The organism is Pseudomonas sp. QE6 (genome assembly GCF_041379005.1).
GTDB lineage: Bacteria > Pseudomonadota > Gammaproteobacteria > Pseudomonadales > Pseudomonadaceae > Pseudomonas.
Window position 1 is genome coordinate 4348159 of record NZ_CP166873.1, and the last position, 16960, is coordinate 4365118.

Annotated in this window: 5 protein-coding genes; all 5 read left to right on the forward strand. The window is 66.9% G+C overall.

The window, feature by feature from the left end:
- The first annotated feature begins 84 nt into the window (after positions 1-84).
- The 5 genes from ACAW63_RS19930 to ACAW63_RS19950 are packed head-to-tail and all read left to right on the forward strand — an operon-like array spanning position 85 to position 16476.
- Positions 85-10683: a VCBS domain-containing protein gene (locus tag ACAW63_RS19930; protein ID WP_371228027.1), complete on the forward strand. Its 10599-nt coding sequence runs from the start codon at positions 85-87 to the stop codon at positions 10681-10683.
- Positions 10684-10736: 53 nt separating this feature from the next.
- A complete protein-coding gene (locus ACAW63_RS19935) occupies positions 10737-12281 on the forward strand; it encodes a TolC family protein (protein WP_371234724.1) in 1545 nt (514 codons plus the stop codon).
- The gene (locus ACAW63_RS19940) at positions 12268-13044 is read left to right on the forward strand and encodes an efflux RND transporter periplasmic adaptor subunit (RefSeq protein WP_371228029.1); all 777 of its coding nucleotides are present in this window, start codon (positions 12268-12270) and stop codon (positions 13042-13044) included. The genes ACAW63_RS19935 and ACAW63_RS19940 overlap by 14 nt, the downstream gene beginning before the upstream one ends.
- Positions 13037-14377 carry an efflux RND transporter periplasmic adaptor subunit gene (locus tag ACAW63_RS19945; RefSeq protein ID WP_371228031.1) on the forward strand — a complete coding sequence of 447 codons (1341 nt, stop codon included), beginning with the start codon at positions 13037-13039 and terminating at the stop codon, positions 14375-14377. Before ACAW63_RS19940 ends, ACAW63_RS19945 begins: the two co-directional genes overlap by 8 nt.
- A complete protein-coding gene (locus ACAW63_RS19950; protein ID WP_371228033.1) occupies positions 14377-16476 on the forward strand; it encodes an HlyD family efflux transporter periplasmic adaptor subunit in 2100 nt (699 codons plus the stop codon). The genes ACAW63_RS19945 and ACAW63_RS19950 overlap by 1 nt, the downstream gene beginning before the upstream one ends.
- Positions 16477-16960: the final 484 nt, after the last annotated feature.

Consider the following 16960-nt stretch of genomic DNA (forward strand, 5'->3'; position numbering starts at 1 on the left):
GAATCTGCGTCTAAGCTTTTCGCTCGTATGTGCTTGAGATTGCGTTCCAAGCCGTGATCATTGACCGATCCGACGGGTACTGAAATGGATAATCAGGGCAAGGCGCGCGCCGCATTCCTTCTTCGCCCCCACACCCACGCTCTGGCTCTGGAGCAACGCATTCTCTTCGACGGCGCCGCCGCAGCGGCGGTCGACCAGCAGCACCACGACTCCCAGGCCAGCGACGCCAAGGACAGCACCCCGCCCGCCACTGCCGTGGAAGCACGCGCCCAGGCCGCAACGCCCGCGCCGGCACCGCGCAACCTGGTGGTGATCGATGCCCGCCTGGAAAATCGCGACCAGTTGGCCGCCAACCTGCCGGTTGGCAGCACGGCGCTGGTGGTCGACGCCGGGCAGGACGCCATCGCCGCCATCAGCAATGCCCTGGCGCAACTGGGCCAGGTGGACTCAATCCAGGTCTTCTCCCATGGCGCCACCGGCCAGTTCACCCTGGGCAACCAGACCTTCACCGCGCAGACCGTCGACCAGCTCGGCGAACGCCTGAACGCTTGGCGCAGCGAACTCAGCCCCGGCGCGGACATCCAGCTCTACGGCTGCGACGTGGGCGCCGGCAGCGCCGGCCAGGCCCTGGTCAACGAGCTGGCACGCTGGACCGGGGCCGACGTCGGCGCCTCCAGCAATGCCACCGGCGCCAGCAGCGCCGGCGGTGACTGGAACCTGGAAGTGCGCAGTGGCGACCTGGACAAGGCCATCGCCCTGAGCGCGGACACCCTGACGGACTTCCAGGGCCTGCTGGCCAATGCCAGCCCCACCGTGACCATGGGCAGCGGCGGCTCGACGGTGCGCCTGGGCGACACCTTCACCTTCGACGTGATCTTCAGCAACCCGTCCACCCAGGTCGGCTATGCCCCCTACATCGACCTGTTCATGCCGGCCACCGGCCGCGACGGCAATGACGGCGCCACCTTCGTTTCCGCCACCTACCTGGGCCAGGCGGTGAAGTTCACCCCTGTCATCTTCGACGCCAACGGCAATGCCACCCATCCATTCGCCAAGGACGCCAATGGCAATGCGCTGGTGATCAATGCCGCCAGCGTCGGCATGAAGCCCGGCGACCAGATGATCGTGCTGCAACTGCCCTATGGCAGCGTCACCAGTGGCCAGCCGGCCATCGACATCCGGGTCACCGCGCAACTGAGCAACCTGGCCGACACCAGTTACTCCGACGGCGCACCGAACCTCACCATCAACGCCCGCGGCGGCTTCGAGTACGGCAACGACTCGCTGAACAACCCCACGCAGGACCCGAGCCTGGTGGAAGCCGCACTGCACAGTTTCGTGGTCACCCCGACGCTGCTGTCGGTCACCCAGACAGTGGACATGCCGGAGGGCGAGACCGTCACCGGGCCGAACTTCACGCGCACCGAGACGGTCACCGTGACCCCGGCGCCCGGTCAGACCCTGACCAACGTGACGGTGACCCAGACGGTGCCCGACCAGGTGCGTGTCAGTTCCATCACCCCCGGCGCTGGCGGCACCCTGACCTCCATCACCCTGCACGACGGCACCGTGCTGACCAACCCGACGCTGATCGCCGCGGCTCTAAACAACCCCAACGTCTTCGTCGCCAGCTACAGCATCCACTACGACACCCTCAGCGCCGCCAGTACCACCACAGTGGGCTTCTACGTGCCGGAGATCGATGCCGCCGGGCGGCCGGTGCTCGATCCCGCCACCGGCAACCCGCGCACCATCACCTTCGGCACTGCTACCGTGAGCGGCGACTGGAACCCGCTGGACGTGCGCGACCGCCCGACCGACCCGGACGGCTACCCTTTCACCGTCACCGGCAACGGCGCGGGGGTCACCTTCGTCGCCAAATCCATCACGCTGCTCAAGACGGTGAACCTGCAGAACGATGTCGGCACTGTCGGCATCACCCCCGGCGACACCCTGCGCTACACCATGGACGTGGCCATCTCCGACTTCTACGCCTTCGGCAAGAACATCCTCGGCCAAGGTACCTTCACCGTCACCGACCAGCTCAGCGACGGCCAGACCTTCTCCGCCGCCAACGCGCCGAGAATCGTCATCCAGCAGCACGGCGCATCACAGGTCATCCCGGTGATCTACACCGCCACGGCGAATGCCGATGGCAGCACCACCCTGGTCTTCGACATCGGCGCCTCCATTGCCGCCGCGGTCCAGGGGCCGGGGCTCTATGCGCTGTTCGGCGACCTGTGGGACGACGACGCCCGGGAAGGCGCCACCCGGATGTCCATCATCTATGACGCGACCATCGACACCACCTACACCTCCGACCACCCGCCCCACGACCAGCTCAACGAAGGCGACAGCGTCAGCAACAATGCGCTGGTGGACGCCACCGTGCTGCGCGACTCGCTGAACATCGGCGGCGAGCAGACCGACGGTTCCAGCACCACCAGCACCATCAAGACGTCCAACATCGACATCCAGCTCACCCAGGTCAACGGCAGCGCCCCGCCGGGCAACGGCGAGTTGCGCCCCGGCGACGTGGTGACCTTCACGCTCACCTATGACCTGCTGGTGGCCGACTACGAGAACTTCACCCTCACCGCCTACCTGCCCCTGCCGCTGCTCGCCTCGCAAGTCACCGATTGGACCCAGGGCACCGGCGTGGGCCAGTGGACCTTCGGCGCCGGCAACAACATCGGCGATGTGCCCGACAGCGTACGCACCGGTCCAGGCAACTCGATCATCTTCAACTTCGGCAATTTCGTCTCCGGCGGCCTGAACGGCGGCCGTGTGCAGGTGCAGTTCACCATGCGCGTGGGCGACCAGCCCTTTGCCGACCAGCGCGAGCTGGACGTGCTGGCACAGTCCAGCCAGACCACCACCATCGACAAGACCGTGCTGATCTCCTCGGATGTCGCGGTCATCGAGTCGGTCGCCGAACCGGTGCTGGACATCAAGCACGGGGTGGTTTCCAGCACCAATGGCACGGTCACCGGGACTACCGGCAGCTGGTCGGCACCGGGCACCAGCGGCGTGCCCTTCGGCGGCAGCGTCACCAGCCTGGCCGCGGTGGACGGCAACGTCAGCGGCATCGATGGCGGAGATACCCTGCGCCTGGCCACCGCAATCAAGAACACCGGCGGCGGCGGCGCCTACGATGTCACCACCAGCATTACCTTGCCCGCCGGCGTAACCTTCGTCGGCGGCAGCCTGAGCCTGGCGAACCTGCAGATCTACCGGGGCGACGGCACAAAGCTGATTGCCGGGGTGGATTACAACGTCAGCGGCAATACCATCACCTTCCTCGATGCCAACGGCCAGGCGACCTTCCTCGCCGGCCGCGCCAACGCCGCCGACGGCAACGATGCTGCAGGCCGCAACCTGGTGGTGATCACCTACGATGTCACGGTGAACAACGCCATCCTCGCGTCGAGCACCCTGCAGAGCAGCGCCGCACTGACCAACTACGCGAGCGTCAACGGCGGCCAGGACTTCACCCCCACCGACCTGGTCGACCTGGCCAACCAGCAGGTCGCCACACCGACCATCACCAAGGTCTACAAGGACGGCAGCCTGACCGCCGACGACTCCAGCGCCAGCCACACCATCGACAGCAACCTGGTGATCGGCGAGAAGATGACCTACGACATCGTCGTCACCCTGCCTGAAGGCTCCACCGCCAACCTGCGTCTCTCCGACCTGATCCCAGCGGGCCTGCGCCTGGATACCACGGCTTTCAACGGAGCGGGCTACCAGATCATCGTCAATAGGGCCGTCATTAACGGAGAGCCGTTCAGCCTCGCGCTCACGGACAATTTCAACGGTACTGTCACCGTTGTTCCGTCTTCTCCCAACGGCAGCGATGGTGTCGATCTGCAACTGATGTTCAGTGCCGCCGGCGCCAACGCCGACAACAACGTCGGCAACAACGCCTTCGTCATCCGCCTGGTGCTGGTGGCGAGCAACGTGCAGGGCAACCAGCAGGGCGTGACCCTGAACAACGGTGCGCAAATCACCTACAGCGACCCGGATGGCGATACGCCCAACGGCGCCACAGCGGTCGACCGCACCGTCGCCAGCCCCCAACGACCGTCGGTGACCATCGTCGAGCCGACCCTCACGGTGACCCAGCAGGTCACCTCCACCCCCACCTTCGGCGGCTTCGACGAAGGCGATACGGTCACCTTCAACATCACCATCAGCAACATGTCAGGCATCAATGCCTTCGACCTCAGCCTGCTGAACGTGCTGCCCACGCAGATGAACAACATGGTGATTACCGGCATCGCCTACACCGGCGGTGCCACCAACCATGGCGGCGTGGACTTCATCATCCAGAACGGCCAGCTGGTCACCGCCAACGGCGCTGACATCGACATCGCCAACGGCGGCAAGATCGTCATCAGCCTGTCCGGCGTGGTGAACGCCACGGCAGCCGGCCAGGCGGTTATCCCGAACAACGTCGTGGTGCGCTGGACCAGCCTGGACGGCACGAGCAACGCCACCGACACCTTGGCCGGCGAGCGTGGCGGCGACGACGGCGTGCTCAACTCCGGGGTACTCAACGACTACCGGGTGGCCAACTCGCTGCTGATTCCGGTCACCAATGGCATCCAGGTGTCCCGCGTCGGCGGGCTCGATGCCACACCACCGGCGACCAACGCCTCGGGCACCACCGATACCGCGGGTCTGCAGGAAACCGTGGTAGTCGGCGAGATCGTCCGCTACCGCGTGGCGGTCGTGGTGCCCACCGGCGACAACCCCAACTACCAGGTCCGCATCGAACTGGCCCCCGGGCTCGAGTTCATTCCCGCCAACCTCAACAACATCCTCATTGCGCTGGGCTCCACCGGCGGAGGCCTCACCACGGACGCCACCAACCTGATCAGCAGCGGCTCGCTGATCATGTTCGGCAACCAGAACAGCGACGTATCGCTGCCGATCCGCCCCGACCTTTCCGGCGACAAGCCCACCGGTGTCTTCAACATCAACAGCGGCCGGCTGCAGATCGTCACTAACGCCAACGGTAGCCAGACCATCACCTTCAACCTGGGCAACCTGAGCAACACCGAGGTGAACGACGGCGATATCGAAGGCGTGATCCTCGAGTTCAACGTCCGGGTCAGCAACATCGCCAGCAACCAGGCCGGCGCACAGCTGGCCATGAACGTGTTCGAGCACGTCGGCCTCAATGGCGGGGTCGATCGCGGCCACAGCTCCACGGTCTTCGAGCATGTCGTGGAACCTGGCTTCACCGGCATGGACAAGTCGGTCATCGACATCGCCGCCGGCAGCGTCGCCGGTACCACCAAGGCAACCGTATCGGTCGATTTCACCCAGAACGGCGAAGTGCCGGCCTACAACGTCGTGCTGCGCGACCAGTTCCCCAATGGCAGCGACTACGCCATCCAGAGCATCATCATCAACAACACCAGCTACACCACGAGCAACCTGCCGGCGGGCGTCACCGCCAGCGTGGTGGGTGGCCAGGTGGTGCTAACCTTCGACCAGTTGAACGTCAACGACAAGGTGCAGGTGATCTACAACGTCACGCTGCCCAACACCATCATCCCCGACGACGCCAACAGTTCCGCCGTGCTGACCTGGACCAGCCTGCCCACCAGCTTCGAGAATGCAGGCTGGGGCGGCTCGCTGCCACTGACCGCCGGCGGCGTCGATGGCGAACGCACCGGCCAGGATGGCGCGAGCGGGCTGAACAACTACATCCTCAGCGACGGCGCCGGCATGGGCGTGGTACGCGGGACCCTGTGGGATGACACCCGCTCGGCCAACAACAGCGTGACACCCGATGGACCAGGCCTGGGCGGCATCGGCGTCGACCTCAGCTGGGCCGGCGACGATGGCGTGTTCGGCACCGTCGACGACCGCACCTTCAGCACGGTGACCGCCAGCGACGGCACCTACCAGTTCGCCATCCTGCCTTCGGGCAATTACCTGGTGGCGGTGGCGCAGAACTTCGCGCAGGCGAGCAACAACCGTTTCCACGTACGCGTCGACAGCGACACCGGCACCGCCACCGTCGGACTGGGCAACATCAACCTGAACCTGAGCGAAGGCGCCATCGGCATTGCCAACGCCGGCTACGTGCATATCAACGAAGCGCCGATCAATACCGTCGCCGACCAGCATGGCCAGGAAGACACCGTGCTGCACATCGTCGGCCTGGCCACCAGCGATGTGGATGTCAACGCCGGCAACGCCAACGGCATCATGACCGTCACCCTCAGCGTGCTGCACGGGGTGATCTGGCAGACGGGGACGGCGCCGGGACCCAACGACGCGCCGCCCGCCGGCGCCGGTCGCAGCCTGACGCTCAGCGGCACCCTGCAGCAGATCAACGTGCTGCTCAGCCAGATCTATTACAAGGGCGACCAGGACTTCAACACCGCCCACACCGCAGAAACGCTGACCATGGTCACCAACGACCGGGGCAACTATGGCGACGCCAACAACGACGGCATTCCCGGCCAGAATCCAGCGGACGCACTGACCGATACCGACACGCTGAACATCATCATCGATCCGGTGAACGATGCGCCCATCGCCCACCCCGACCTCGCCATCGCCATCGAAGCCGGCGGCCTGAACAATGCGACGCCAGGCGTCGATCCCACCGGCAACGTGCTGGACAACGACACCGACGTGGACATCGCCACCAACGGCGACATCCTCAAGGTCACCCGCCTGGAGAACTCCCTCGGCGGCTTCGTGCTGGTACCCGCCAGCGGCGTGGCCAGCCTCGCCGGACGCTACGGCACGCTGTACATCACCGCCACCGGCGGTTTCCAGTATGTGGTCGACAATACCAACGTCGCGGTGCAGGCGCTGCGCAGCGCGGGCGACGTATTGCGCGAGTCCTTCGGCTACTTCATCGAAGACAGCGGTAGACTGGGCAGCTCGACTTCCCTGACCATCGACATCCACGGCGCCAACGACACCCCAGTGGCGCGGAACGACACCGGCACCGCTGTCGAGGCCGGTGGCACCAACAATGGCAGTCCCGGCGCGGACGCCATCGGCAACGTGCTGATCAACGACCGCGATGTGGACTCCACGACCTACGGCGAGACCAAGGCCGTCAGCCTGGTGCGCTATGACGGTATCGGCGGTGGACGCATCATCCCGGTCGCCCCCGGGGCGCCAGCAACCCTGCAGGTCCTCTACGGCACCCTGACCATCAACGCCGACGGCTCCTACCGCTACGTGGTGGACAACAACAATCCCGTGGTGCAGGCGCTTTCGCCCGGCCAGACCCTGCCCGAAGTGTTCACCTACCAGGTCACCGACAAGGGCGGCCTGAGCGCCATCGCCACCCTGACCATCACCATCCAGGGCGCCAACGATGCGCCGGTGGCGGTGAACGACCACAACACCGCGACCGCCGGCGCCAGCGACAACAGCCCGGCTCCGATCAACGCCAGTGGCAACGTGATCACCGGGGGGCTGGGCGGCGTCGGTGCCGATACCGACGTCGACAACCTCGACCAGCCCAACGCTGCCAAGTTGAAAGTGGATGGCGTGCGCAGTGGCCTGGAAAGCGCCGGCACCGCCATCCCCAACAACGTCAGCGGCGGCGCGCCAGGCTTCATCAGCGGCACCGTGGCCCGGCTGGCCAACGGCACGATCATCAGCGGCAACTTCGGCCAGCTCACCCTCAGCGCCGACGGCACCTACCTCTTCGTAGTCAACAGCGCCGACCCGGCCATCCGTGCGCTGACCGCCAACCAGTCCCTGGACGTAATCTTCACCTACCGCATCCACGACTCCGGCGGCCTGACCGACCAGGCACAGCTTGTGATCACCGTGACCGGCGTGAATGATCCACCCATCGTGCAGCCGGTGGTGATCCATGCGACCGAAGCCGGCGGCCTGCTCAACAACCTCCCGGGGCTGAACCCGACGGGCAGCATTCGCGGCTCCTACACCGACCCGGACGGCGATGTCCTCACCATCACCGCCGTGACCAGTCCGACTGGCGCCAACGGCACCGTGGGTGCAGACCTGGCCGGCAATCACGGCACGCTGCTGCTCAATTCCGACGGCAGTTATCGCTTCCTGGTCAACAACCTCGACCCTGCCGTCCAGTCGTTGCGCACCTACAACGACACACTGACCGAGGTCTTCACCTACACCGTCAGCGACCCGGGCGGCAAGTTCATCACCCGCACCTTCACCGTGATCATCCACGGGCAGAACGACACCCCCATCGCCGCCGACGACAGCGGCACCGCCATCGAGGCTGGCGGCACGCTGAACACCACGCCCGGCACCCCGGCCACCGGCAACGTGTTGCCCAATGACCTCGATGTGGATGGTGCCGCCTATGGGGAGACCAGGGTGGTGGATGCCGCCCGCACCGGCACCGAAGCGGCCGGCGGCACGCTGATCGACCTCACCGCCAGTGGCGGGGTGATCGCCGGCAGCTATGGCACCCTGAGGCTCAACGCCAACGGCACCTACACCTACGTGGTGAACGACAGCCTGGCGGCGGTGCAGGCGCTGAAGCTCGGCGACAGCCTGGTGGAAACCTTCACCTACCGCATGCACGACACCGATGGCGCCAGTTCCATCGCGCAGCTGACCATCACCATCGAAGGCCGCTACGACGCCCCGGTGGCCAACGACGACATCAACTACGCCGTGGCCAACCTCGACGGCAGCGGCGGTCGCAACCCCACCGGCAACGTGATTGCCGGCCTGACCGGTATCTTCGCCGGTATCGGCGCCGACACCGATGTCGATGCCGGCGATCACATGCGCGTCACCACCATTGCCAAGGGCCCCGAAGGCGCACAGGTGAACACAGTGACGGTGGTACCGGGCAGCCCGCAGACCATCCAGGGCGCCTTCGGCACCCTGGTGATCAATTCCGACGGTCGCTACCAGTACTTCGTCGACAGCAGCAACCCCACCATCATCGCCCTCGGGCCGCTGGCCTTCGCCATCGAGGAATTCACCTACCAGGTCACCGACGACGGCAATCTGAGCGACCAGGCGACCCTGGTCATCCTGATCCGTGGGCGCAACGAAGCGCCGGTCACCGAACCGGACTTCGGCACCGCCGTGGAGGACGGCGGCCTGCACAACAACGTGCCGGGCAGCAATCCCTCCGGCAACGTGCTGGCCAACGACACCGACCCGGACACCATCACCACGATTCCCCAGGACGTGATGCACGTGGTGTCGTTCTGGGCCGGCGACCGTCCGCTGCCCGCCGATGCCAGCGTGCCCGGCCAGAGTCTGCGCGGCCAGTACGGAACCCTGACGCTGAACGATGACGGCAGCTGGAGCTATCAGCTGGACAATTCCCTGCCCGAGGTCGAAGCCCTGCGCGCCAGCGGCCAGATCCTCCAGGACCGATTCACCTACCTGGGTGCCGACATCTGGGGCGGCGCCACTCCCGGTCTGCTGACCATCACCATCGACGGGCGCAACGACACGCCGGTTGCCAGCGACGACACCACGATCGCGGTCGAGGCCGGCGGCGTGAACAACGGCACGCCAGGAGTCGATCCGCGCGGCAACGTGCTGGACAACGACACCGACGTCGACGGCGTGCAGTACGGCGAGACCAAGAGCGTCGTGCACTACACCAGCCAGAACGGCGTCACGGTCGCCGCCGGCGGCATGCTGCAGGGTCTGTACGGCAAGCTGGTGATCAACGCCGACGGCAGCTTCGAGTACCGGGTGGACAACGACAACCCTACCGTGCAGGCACTGCGCACGGCAGGTGAAACCCTCAGGGAAGTCTTCACCTACCGCATGCGCGACACTGCCGGAGCCACCTCGGATGCGCGCCTGACCGTGACCGTGCGGGGCGCCGACGACAACCCGACCGCGCGCGACGACAGCAACTTCGCCAGCGACGAAACTCCCGCACCGCAGGCAACCGGCAACGTGCTGCCCAACGACAGCGACGTGGACGGCGGTGACGCCATCAGCGTGACCGGCATCCGTACCGGCGAGGAAAACGGCAGCGGCACCGCCGGTGTCGTCGGCCAGCCCATCGCCGGCCGTTATGGCACCCTCGTGCTCAATGCCGATGGCAGCTACACCTACACGATCGACCTGAGCAACCGCGAAGTGCTGGCCGCCGCCGGCCTCGGGCAAGTCCTCAAGGACTACTTCACCTACACCATCAGCGACCTGACCGGGCTCACCGACCAGGCGCAACTGACCATCACCCTCGACATCGCCACGCCCTACATCCCGCCCGGCCCGCACTTCGAGCGTTTCGGCGAGGATGGCTACCCGCGCGATCGCCTTCCCGATGTCAACCCGGCGATCTTCGTGCAGCCGGTGGTGGAGCGCGTGGACGAGCGCCTGTCGCTCTCCAACTGGGGGGCCGACGGCAGCAACATCGACATCTTCGCCACGCCGGAAATCGAGAGCCAATCCCTCGGCGCCCAGCTCGGCCAGGTCAAGGGCCAGTTCGTCGCCCGCGCCGTGGGAGAAAGCCGGCGCGCCGCAGCACTGGACAAGAACTGGGTAGACGGCCGCCACGGCGTCACCAGCCTCAGCGCCGACGGCCTGCTGCCCGATCCGTCACTGTGGGCGCCCCTGCCCGGCGACATGGTGGCCAAATCCGACAAGACCGCGCAGACCGCAAGGGGCTTCCGTGCCCAGCTGCGCGACGCCGCCCAGCGCCGGAGCGGCAACCCATGATGCGTACGCAAAAATCACGGAAGGAGCCCTTGCGGATGGAGCAAAGACTGAACATGCCCACCTACGCCCTGAAATGCCTGAGCGCCACGATCGCCAGTAGCGTGCTGCTGGCCGCCTGCTCGCAGTTCGAGCCCAAGCCCTACACCCAGGACGAGATGCGCCAGCGGGTCATCGAAGACCAGGCGCGGATGTACAAGGAACAGGAGCCGGTGAACGGGCCGATCACCTTCTACGAAGCCTCGGCGCGCGCGTTGAAATACAACCTCGACTACCGCCTCAAGCTGCTGGAGAGCGCGCTGGCCTCCGACCTGCGCGACGTCACCAGTCACGAGATGCTGCCGCGCCTGGTGGCCTCGGCCGGTTACGCCGGGCGCAACAACGATTCGGGCGGCACCTCCATCGGTATCGAGGACCGCCAGGTCAGCTTGCGGCCCTCCACCTCCGAGGAGCGCTACCGCACGCTGTACAGCCTCGGCCTGTCCTGGAGCCTGCTGGACTTCGGCGTCGCCTACTACCGCACCCAGCAGAAGAACGACCAGATGCTGATGGCCGAGGAGCGCCGCGAGAAGGTCGCGCAGAACGTCCTGCAGGACGTGCGCAATGCCTACTGGCGCGCCCTGGGCGCCCAGCGCCTGCTGCCGGAAGTGGACGGCCTGCTGATGCGCACCCACCGCGCCCTGACCGCCGCCCGCGAGGCCGAGGGCAAGGGCCTGCTGCCGCGCCAGGACATCCTCGCCTACCAGCGCGCCCTGCTCGATTCGGTATACATGCTCACCGTGCGCCGCCAGGACCTGGAGTTCGCCCGCGCCGAACTGGCCGCGCTGATGTCGCTGCCGCCCAACACCAAGATGGTGCTGGCCGACATCGGCGAACAGCCGCTGCCGCTGGTGACCAACAACGTCGAGCAGCTCGAACGCCTGTCCCTGGAGCGCCGCCCGGAGATCATGGAAGAGTGGTACAGAAAGCGCGTCGACATGAACGACCTGAAGATCGCCAAGGCGCAGCTGTGGCCCAACATCAGCTTCAACTACGGCTATGAGTACGACTCCAACAAGTACCTCTACAACAACGACTGGAACCAGACCGGCATCAACGTCTCGATGAACCTGCTGCGCCTGTTGCAGTACCCGGACATCAAGGCCGCCGAGGAGAGCCAGGAGAAGACCGACGACATGCGCCGCACCGCGCTGTCCATGGCCATCCTCACCCAGGTCCGCGTCGGCCTGCTGCGCTACCAATTGGCCAGGCAGGAAGTGGAGTTCGCCGACGAGAGCCTGCGCGTCGACCAGAGCCTGCTCAGCTATGCCCAGTCCGCCCGTGGCGCCGCCCTGGGCAGCGAGCTGGAGCTGATCCGCGCCGAAGGCCGCTACCTGCTCTCGCGCTACCAGCGCGAGGCTGCCTACTCCGACGCCCAGGCCGCCTGGGGCCGGCTGTACAACTCGGTGGGCTTCGAGGTGATGCCCAAGGAAATCCAGAGCCACGACGTGAAGACCCTCGCCCGCGAAATCCAGCGCACCCTCGAACAGCAGTCCAGCACCAACCTTCTGGCCAGCAGTGGCCTTGGTAGTCAGGAAGGAAGCGCCAATGCCGCGCAATAAATCCTCGTACCTGTTCCTCGCGCTCGGCCTGATGTTCCTGCACCCGGCGCTGGCCGCCGACGCCAGCGCCACCCTGCCGACGACCCCGGACAACGATCCGGGGGCGATCCGCGTGCTGCTGGTCTCCGACCTGGAAACCACCCTCTCCGCACAGATGAACGGCACCCTCGGCGCGCTCAAGGCTAGCCTCGGCGAGAAGGTCGCCAAGGACGCGCAGCTAGCCCAGCTGGGCTGCACCGAAGTGAACGCCCGTGCCAAGGTCGCTTCCGCCGAGCTGAACATGGCCCGCGCCAACCTCGCGGCCAAGCGCAACCTGCGCAAGCTCGACGCCGTGGGCGACCTGGAAGTGGCCATGGCCAACACCGAGGTGGAAAAGGCCGATGGCGCCCTCACCCTGGCCCGCGCCCAGGCCGGCTACTGCCTGGTCGACGCGCCCTTCTCCGGGCGCATCGCCAAGGTCTACGTCAAGCCCTACCAGACCGTCTCCGCCGGCACGCCGCTGTTCGACCTGGTCAGCGACGGCGCCCTGAAGGTCCGTCTCAACGTGCCCTCCTCGCTGCTGCCGCGCCTGCAACCGGGCATGCCGCTGCAGGTGGACATCCACGAAACCGGCAAGCTCTACCCGGCCAAGGTCAGCGCGATCAACGCGCGGGTCGACGCCGTAGCGCAGACCGTGGAACTGGAGGCCAAGCTGGATGCCAGCTACCCCGAACTGATCGCCGGCATGAGTGGGGTCGCGCGCTTCCCCGAAAGCCATGAGTGAGCTACTGCCTCCACCCCAGCTGCTGCTGAGCCTGGCCAACGTACGCGACCGGGCGCTGGCGGCCGACTCGCTGAACGCCCTGGCCTTCAGCATCGCCAACGATCTGTTCCCGCTGCTGCGCTTCCACCAGGCACTGGTGTTCGCCTGCCACGACACGCGCAACGAGCTGCTGGCCGTCTCCGGCCTGGCCAAGCCCACGGAAGACTCGCCCTACCTGGTCTGGCTGGAACGCGCCAGCCAGTGGGTCGCCGCGCAATTGCCCGACGCCGCCCCGGCCTGGCTCGCCCGCGCGGCCCTCGACCCACCGCCGGACATCGCCGAAGGCTGGGCCGAGTGGTGGCCCGCCGGGCTCTGGTGCGTGCCGCTGCATGATCGCGCCGGCCAACGCCAGGGCTTGGTGCTGTTCCTCCTCGACGAAGCGCCCGCGCGCAACCTGCAGCCGCTGCTGCAAGGCATCTGGCAGACCTGGGCGCACGCCTGGGCCGCCTTCGGCCCGCGCCCGCGCCTGCGCTTCTGGCGGCCGAGCAAGCGCCAACTGCTCATCGGTGCGATCGCTCTCGGCGCGCTGCTGCTGGTCCCGGTCCGGCAGACCGCCCTGGCGCCGGCCGAAGTGGTCTCGCGCAACGCCCAGGCAATCAGCTCGCCCATCGACGGGGTGATCGCGCGGATGCTGGTGCGGCCCAACCAGCCGGTGGACGTCGGCACGCCCTTGTTCGAACTCGACGAAACCACCCTGCGCAGCCGCGCCGAAGTGCTGGCCAAGGAAGTCGCGGTGGCCGATGCCGAACTCCTGGCCGCCAGCCAGCGCGCCTTCGACAATCCGCAGAGCAAGAGCGAACTGACGGTGCTCGACGGCCGCGCCCGCCAGCGCCGCGCCGAACTGGCCGCCGTGCAGGCGCAACTGGCGCGCACCCGGGTGCTCTCGCCGCGCGCCGGCGTCGCCGTGTACAGCGACCCCAACGACTGGCTGGGCAAGCCGGTGGTCACCGGCGAGCGCATCCTCCAGGTGGCCGACCCGAGCGAACCGGGCATGCGCATCCAGTTGCCGGTGGCCGACGCCATCGCCCTGGAGCCGGGAGCGAAAGTTGCCCTGTTCCTCACCGCCTACCCCCTCGACCCGCTGCACGGGGCCATCCTCGAAACCAGCTACCAGGCCAAGCCCAGCGACGAAGGCGTGGCCTCCTACCGTCTGCTGGCCAGCGTCGAGAACGCCCCGCCCCACGCCCGCCTCGGCCTGCACGGCACGGCCAAGCTCTATGGCGAGCGCGTGGTGCTCGGCTACTACCTGCTGCGCCGGCCGCTGGCCTCGCTGCGCGCCTGGACGGGCTGGTGATGGACGTCGCCGTCGAAGACCTGCCCACCCCGCCGCTGCGCGACGACCTGCGCCTGTCCGAAGCCGCCCCCGGCCCGGACGGCGAGCCGGTGTGGGTGATCCAGGACAGCGTGCTCAACCGGTTCTATCGCATCGGCTGGCTGGAGTTCGAATGCCTGCTGCGCTGGGAGCAGACGCCCCGGCAGATCAGCGAGCAGATCGCCGAGCAGACCGCGCTCAACCCCGACGCCGAACAGGTGCTGGGCTTTCGCCAGTTCCTCGAACACCACCAGCTGCTGCGCTCGGGCCCCGAAGCCCTGGCGCGCCTGCAGGCCCGCAGCGAAGGCAACCAGTGGACCACCTGGAAGTGGTGGCTGCACCACTACCTGTTCTTCCGCATTCCGCTGATCCGCCCGCAGCGCTTCCTGCGCGCCATCGCCGGGAGCCTGGACTGGCTGTTCAACCGCTACGTGGCGCTGCTGGTGCTGCTCCTGAGCCTGGCCGGCATCGTGCTGGTGGCGCACCAGTGGGACACCTTCACCCATGACGTGGTGGAGTCCTTCTCCTTCGAAGGGCTGCTCAGCTTCGCCGCCGCCCTGGTGGTGGCCAAGACGCTGCACGAGATGGGCCATGCCCTGGTGGCCACGCGGCTGGGGCTGAAGGTGGCGCACATGGGCGTCGCCTTCGTGGTGATGTGGCCGATGCTCTACACCGACACCGGGGAAAGCTGGAAGCTGCGCAGCAACCGCCAGCGCCTGGCGATCGCCAGCGCGGGGATCGTCACCGAGCTGGGCCTGGCCGGGCTTTCGACATTGGGCTGGGCGCTGGCCGATCCGGGTCCGCTGCGCAATGCCCTGCTGTACCTCGCCACCACCAGTTGGGCGCTGTCCCTGGCGCTGAACGCCAGCCCGTTCATGCGCTTCGACGGCTACTTCATCTTCTCCGACCTGCTGGACTTCCCCAACCTGCACGAACGCGCCGGCGCCCTGGCCCGCACCACCCTGCGACGCAACCTGCTGGGGCTGGACGAGCCCTGGCCGGAGCACTTCCCCACCGGCAAGCGCCGCCTGCTGGTGGCCTTCGCCTTCGGTACCTGGGTCTATCGCCTGCTGCTGTTCCTCGGCATCGCCGTGGCGGTCTACTACTTCTTCTTCAAACTGCTGGGGATCTTCCTGTTCGCCGTGGAAATCAGCTGGTTCATCGTTCAGCCCGTGTGGCGCGAACTCAAGGTCTGGTGGGAACGCCGCGCGGAAATGAAGTCGCGGCGCAAGGTGGTGTTCCTGGGGATTCTCGCCGCGGTGCTGCTCCTGCTCGCGGTGCCCTGGCGTACCCAGGTGCACGCCATGGGCGTGGCCCGCGCGGCGCAGCAGTTGCACGTCTACGCGCCCTTCCCTGCGCTGCTGCGCGACGTGCGCCCCGGCGGCGCAGTAGCCAGAGGCGAGACCCTGGCGGTGATGGAGGAACCCGACATTGCCGCCAAGGTACGCGGCAGCGAGGCCAGCATCCGAGGCTACGAAGGCCGTCTGGCCGGCATGCTCGCCGACCCGTCGGGGCTCTCCGAGGAAGCCGTCACCCGCCAGCGCCTGGGCGTCGAATACCAGCAAGCCCGCGCCGCCCGCAACGAAATGGCCCGCCTCACACTGCAGGCACCCTTCGACGGCCGCTGGATGGACGTGAACCCGGAATGGAAGGCCGGCCAGTGGATCAACACCCGCGAGCCCATCGGCGTGCTGGTCGACCCGAGTTCCTGGCTGGTGGACGCCTACGTCAAGCAAGACGAGGTGCAGCGCCTCACCGACGGCGGCCATGTGCGCTTCTACCCCGAAGGCGTACCGAGCGCCATCGATGGCCAGGTGCTGCTGATCAGCACCACCCGCGTCAGCCAGCTGGAACAGCCGATGCTCGCCTCGCGTTACGGCGGCCCGCTGAACGTCAACGCCCAGGGCGAGGCGCTGGTGCCCAACCCGGCGCTGTTCCATGTGCTGGTGAAGCTCGATGCGGCTCCGCCGAACCTGCACGAGACGCGGGGGCACCTGCAGATCGATGGAGCGCGGCGCAGTTGGCTGGGGGAAGGCGTTACCCGGTTGCTGGCGGTGGCGTTGCGGGAGAGTGGGTTCTAGGTCCGCTATTCACAGGACCAAGGGGGGACGCCTGGTTCTTGCTCGCGAACAGAATTACCCGGCCACATCAGCGTCAGGCGGTTCGCGAGCAAGCTCGCTCCTACAGGTTGGCGACAAACCCGGGTGCTGCCCTGTCAGCGCGGATTTCGCCGCGATGGCTTTCGCGGACAAGGTCCGCTCCTACGGGCGCCGTGCTCCCGCATTGGCTCTGGCTATTGACGACTTCCAGAGAAACATCCGCGCACTCCGGAGCGCCCCTTCAGGAGGCCGAGTGGAATCGGAGTTTCAGGGGTTGAGCGGCATGGATGCCGCGAGAGCGTCGTTGGGCCATGAATGGCCCGTCAAGGGGGACGCCTAGTTCGTGCCCCTGAAACTTCGATGGAGCGAGGGAATTTTTCGCCTAAGCGAAAAACCGGATGCAGGGGCAGAGACTTTTGCCTACTTTGCGTGGGGCGGCCATCCGTCGTTTGGCAAAGTAGGAAAC